Source organism: Snuella lapsa, assembly GCF_039539345.1.
GTDB classification, from domain to species: Bacteria; Bacteroidota; Bacteroidia; order Flavobacteriales; family Flavobacteriaceae; genus Snuella; species Snuella lapsa.
On the sequence record NZ_BAABCY010000084.1, the window covers coordinates 1 to 4,624 of the forward strand.

Annotated in this window: 3 protein-coding genes and 1 pseudogene; 2 read left to right on the top strand and 2 right to left on the bottom strand. The window is 36.4% G+C overall.

Going from position 1 to position 4,624, the window contains the following annotated elements; genetic code table 11:
• Positions 1-86: 86 nt before the first annotated feature.
• On the bottom strand, positions 87-560 hold the full coding sequence (gene msrB, locus ABD792_RS15705; RefSeq protein ID WP_345007319.1) for a peptide-methionine (R)-S-oxide reductase MsrB: 474 nt from the start codon (positions 558-560) through the stop codon (positions 87-89).
• Between the two features lie 157 nt (positions 561-717).
• Between msrB and ABD792_RS15710 the strand changes: the two genes are divergently transcribed.
• On the top strand, positions 718-1,536 hold the full coding sequence (locus ABD792_RS15710) for a M48 family metallopeptidase (RefSeq protein WP_345007320.1): 819 nt from the start codon (positions 718-720) through the stop codon (positions 1,534-1,536).
• A gap of 64 nt (positions 1,537-1,600) precedes the next feature.
• Positions 1,601-2,929, top strand: coding sequence for an MFS transporter (locus tag ABD792_RS15715; protein ID WP_345007321.1), 1,329 nt, complete (start codon positions 1,601-1,603; stop codon positions 2,927-2,929).
• A gap of 59 nt (positions 2,930-2,988) precedes the next feature.
• On the opposite strand, the pseudogene metE reads toward ABD792_RS15715, so the two are convergent.
• A pseudogene (metE, locus tag ABD792_RS15720) lies at positions 2,989-4,545 on the bottom strand (5-methyltetrahydropteroyltriglutamate--homocysteine S-methyltransferase); the annotation flags it as partial.
• Between the last annotated feature and the right edge of the window lie 79 nt (positions 4,546-4,624).

The following is a 4,624-nucleotide window of genomic DNA, read 5'->3' on the forward strand; positions in this document are numbered from 1 at the left end:
GTCTCTGAACATTACACCCATTGAATCCAATCAACTATCTCTATGGGCGGCTTAAACAAGATTCACGTTAAATAAGTTTCCATAGTTTATTCTTTAGGGATGAATTTAAGAGAAACACCATTTATACAGTGACGCATACCAGTAGTATTTTTGGGGCCATCATTAAATACATGACCTAAATGACCACCACAGGTAGCACAGTGCTCTTCAGTTCTTATATAACCTAAATTGTTATCTGTCGAGAAAGCAACATTTCCTTTTATTTCTCTATCGAAACTCGGCCAGCCCGATCCCGAATCGTATTTATGTTCACTTTTAAATAGTGGTGTGTTACAACCCTTACAGACATAAATCCCTTTTCCATGATTATTATTAAGTGCACTTGAAAAAGCTTTTTCTGTTCCATGCTTTCTTAAAACATAAAATTCCATTTCGGTTAACTGAGCTTGCCATTCACTTTCAGATTTTACAACCTTAAAAGTTTCTTGTTTCTTTTTTTGAGCATTACCATTGCAATTAAATAGGAAAATAGTAAGTAATAAAATTATGAGTTTCTTCATTATTATATTTAATTTTGAATTTTGTTTTAAGTCGAAAAATACTAAAAAACTTATCATTAAAATGTAGTATTTTTTTTGGTGACAAATAAAAACAAAACTGTGTCTAAAAGTTAAAAGGAACGATTTTTGTACTTTTAAAATAAATAAAACAACTACTATGAAACTTAAACAAACGCTAGTAGCTTTGGGGGCAACGGGGATTATACTTTCCTGTGCAACCAATCCATTTACGGGCAAGAAAACCATGGCCTTGGTGCCTAATTCTCAATTATTTCCAACGGCTTTTCAAGAGTATGATAAGTTTTTGTCGGATCACAAAGTCGTAAAGGGGACTAGTGATGCTGCTATGATTAAGCGGGTAGGTGAACGTATTGCGGTAGCCGCCGAACGTTGGTTAAATGCCAATGGCCATGAAGGTTATTTAAAGGATTATAAATGGGAATATAATTTGGTGGATGATAAAACGGTTAATGCTTGGTGTATGCCTGGAGGGAAAATAGTTTTCTATACAGGTATTTTGCCTATAGCAGCTGGTGAAACAGGTGTTGCGGCCATTATGGGGCATGAGGTCGCACATGCGTTGGCTAACCACGGTCAGCAGCGTATGAGTGCTGGATTGGTGCAACAAGGTTTGGCAGTTGCAGGAAATGTTGCTATTAAGGATGAAAAATCCCGAAATGCATTTAATCAATATTATGGCGTGGGTTCGCAAGTAGGTGTTATGTTGCCGTTTAGTAGAGCCCATGAGACAGAAGCCGATAAAATTGGATTGTATTTAATGGCTATAGCAGGTTATAATCCAGATGAAGCCGCCGAGCTTTGGAAGCGCATGAAAGCAAATAGTGGGGGACAAGCCCCACCCGAAATTTTGAGTACGCACCCTTCAAACGATACGCGTATTGCTAATCTTCAAGCTTTGGCACCACAAGCAAAAGCAGAGGCTAAGAAATTTGGGATTACATCATTTAGAAAATAAATTAGTTGTAAATAAAAATATTTAGTTACTTTACAAGCTGCTCATAAAAAGAGCAGCTTTTTTTATGAAGAAACAACTTGTAAAAGGGAGTAAAAAGCTTCTTAATGCTTGGGCTTTTTACGATTGGGCTAACTCTGTTTATAGCTTGGTAATTTCTTCGGCAATATTTCCAATTTTTTATGGGGCACTGTTTAGGGTAGCCGATATAGAAAAAGTTAAGGTCTTTGGTGGCGAAATTTCAAGGGCGCCATTAATAAGTTATACAACTTCATTAGCTTTTGTTTTTATAGCATTGGTAACACCGCTAATTTCTGGTGTAGCCGATTATTTAGGGAATAAACGAATGTTTATGAAATTTTTCTGCTATTTAGGTGGTATATCATGTATTGGTTTATACTGGTTTTCTCTAGACCATATTTTATTTAGTCTGCTTTGTTATTTTTTTGGTTTGGTAGGTTTTTGGGTGAGTTTTGCAATTAATAATTCTTATTTGCCAGATATTGCATTTCCCGAACAACAAGACAGAATAAGTGCCAAGGGCTTCTCCTTGGGGTATGTTGGAAGTGTTCTACTTTTGCTATTCAATTTGGCAATGGTCATGAAACCTGACTTTTTTGGAATAACTACCGATGTAGGCGGAGCTGCCGAGATTAAAGCTATGAAATATTCGTTTGTTTCAGTGGGCGTTTGGTGGATTGTTTTTAGTCAGTATACATTTTATTATTTGCCTGTTGGAAATAAAAGGGAAAGCCCTAAGAAAAATATTGTCTTGAATGGTTTTAAAGAGTTAAGATTAGTTTGGGGCCAGTTAGGAAAAAACATGAAGTTAAAACGTTATTTAGGAGCGTTTTTTGTTTATAGTATGGCTGTGCAAACAGTAATGCTGATAGCTACTTATTTTGGAGAAGAAGAGATTGCGTGGGGAACAGATACTGAGCGTACAACGGGACTTATTGTTAGCATTTTGGTTATACAAGTAGTAGCGATAATAGGAGCAACTTTAACGGCTAAGGCTTCACGAGTTTTAGGAAACATAAGAACACTTATAATAATAAATGTTATATGGGCTATGATTTGTGTTTATGCTTATTTTCTAATAACGCCTATGGATTTTTATATTGCTGCAGGTTTGGTTGGTATTGTAATGGGAGGGATTCAGGCCTTGTCTAGGTCTACTTATTCCAAGTTTTTGCCTAAGACTACAGATACTACTTCATTTTTTAGTTTTTATGATGTAGCAGAAAAAATAGGAATCATCATTGGAACATTTTTATATGGTTTTATAGCGCAAATAACCGGAAGTATGAGAAACGCCATTCTATTTTTGTTTTTATTCTTCCTGATCGGAATATTTCTTTTGTTTAGAGTTCCTAAAGAAACAGAAAAAGCCTAAATTCTGAATAAAAATATATTCAGGATTTAGACTTTTTTACTTGAAGTAACCGTTTTGGTTTAAACCAGTTCGGTTTCTTGTTTCCTTAGATTGTTCGCTGCATTTACAATATTTTCCAGAGCTTTTTTAGTTTCTGGCCAATCCCGGGTTTTTAAACCACAATCGGGGTTTACCCAAATATGTTCTTTTGGTAGTACATTTTTTGCTTTCACCAGAAGTTGTTCAATTTCATCCAGGTTAGGTACGCGTGGTGAATGTATATCATAAACACCTGGGCCTATTTCGTTTGGATACTTAAAATTGACAAAAGCATCAAGTAGTTCCATTTCTGAACGCGAAGTTTCGATGGTGATGACATCAGCATCCATATCTGCAATACTCGCTATAATGTCATTAAATTCAGAATAACACATGTGGGTATGGATTTGCGTTTCATCTTTAACGCCACAAGCCGAAACTTTAAAGCCTTTAACAGCCCAGTTTAAATATTTGGCCCAGTCCTTTTTTCTTAGGGGTAAGCCTTCTCTAATAGCCGGTTCATCAATTTGTATCACCTTTAAACCATGCTTTTCTAGGTCAACGACTTCGTCTCTAATAGCTAAAGCTATTTGATTACAGGTGGTTTCTCTGGGTTGATCATTTCTCACAAAAGACCACTGCAAAATGGTAACAGGGCCTGTTAACATACCTTTTAAGGGTTTATCTGTTAAAGATTGAGCATAGGAAGACCACTTTACAGTCATAGGCTTTTCGCGTGATACATCACCAAACAGAATCGGTGGCTTAACACAGCGACTACCGTAGCTTTGAACCCATCCAAAACCACTAAAAGCAAATCCGTTTAATTGCTCTCCGAAATACTCGACCATATCATTACGCTCAAATTCACCATGTACAAGCACATCCAATCCGATATCTTCCTGAAATTTTACTGAGGTCTCTATTTCTTTAGCTATAAGCCCGTTGTATTCTGCTAGGGATAGAAGTCCCTTTTTATATTTGAGTCGCCAAGCCCTAACTTCCTTTGTTTGAGGAAATGAACCAATGGTGGTTGTTGGAAATAGAGGTAAATTAAGGGCTTGTTTTTGTTTGGCTTGTCTTACTTTAAAATTGCTTACGCGATGGGAATCAGACTCTTTTAGGTTTTTGATGCGTTCCTTAACGTTTTGGTTGTGAATCAATTTTGAACGTTTCCTGGTTAGGTTAGCCAGTTTATTTTCCTCATAGAGCGATAAATAAGTTTCGTTATCGGGTAACGAAAGGTTTTTAAGGGTGACTATTTCACCTAGTTTTTGCTTTGCAAAGGCTAGCCACTGCTTTATCTCTGTTGGTAAATTGACTTCAAGATCAAGATCATATGGTGTATGCAGTAATGAACAAGACGCCGAAACCCACAAGTTTTCTAAAGGGATCTTAGCTGCAGCTTTTTCTATGATTTTTAAAGATCCTTCAAAATCGTTTTTCCAAATGTTTCTTCCATCTATAAGCCCTAAAGATAATTTGGTATTAGCGTTGAAGTATTTAGATTCTAAAATGTCATCAAGCTGAAGTGGACATCTCACTAAATCCAGGTGCAATGTATCTACCGGTAGCTGAAGTGCCATTTCCAGGTTATCGCCATAACTGGACTTGCAACAAAAAATTGGACTTTAAGTTGAATGACTAAGCTGCTCGTTTATGGTTATACATATCTAA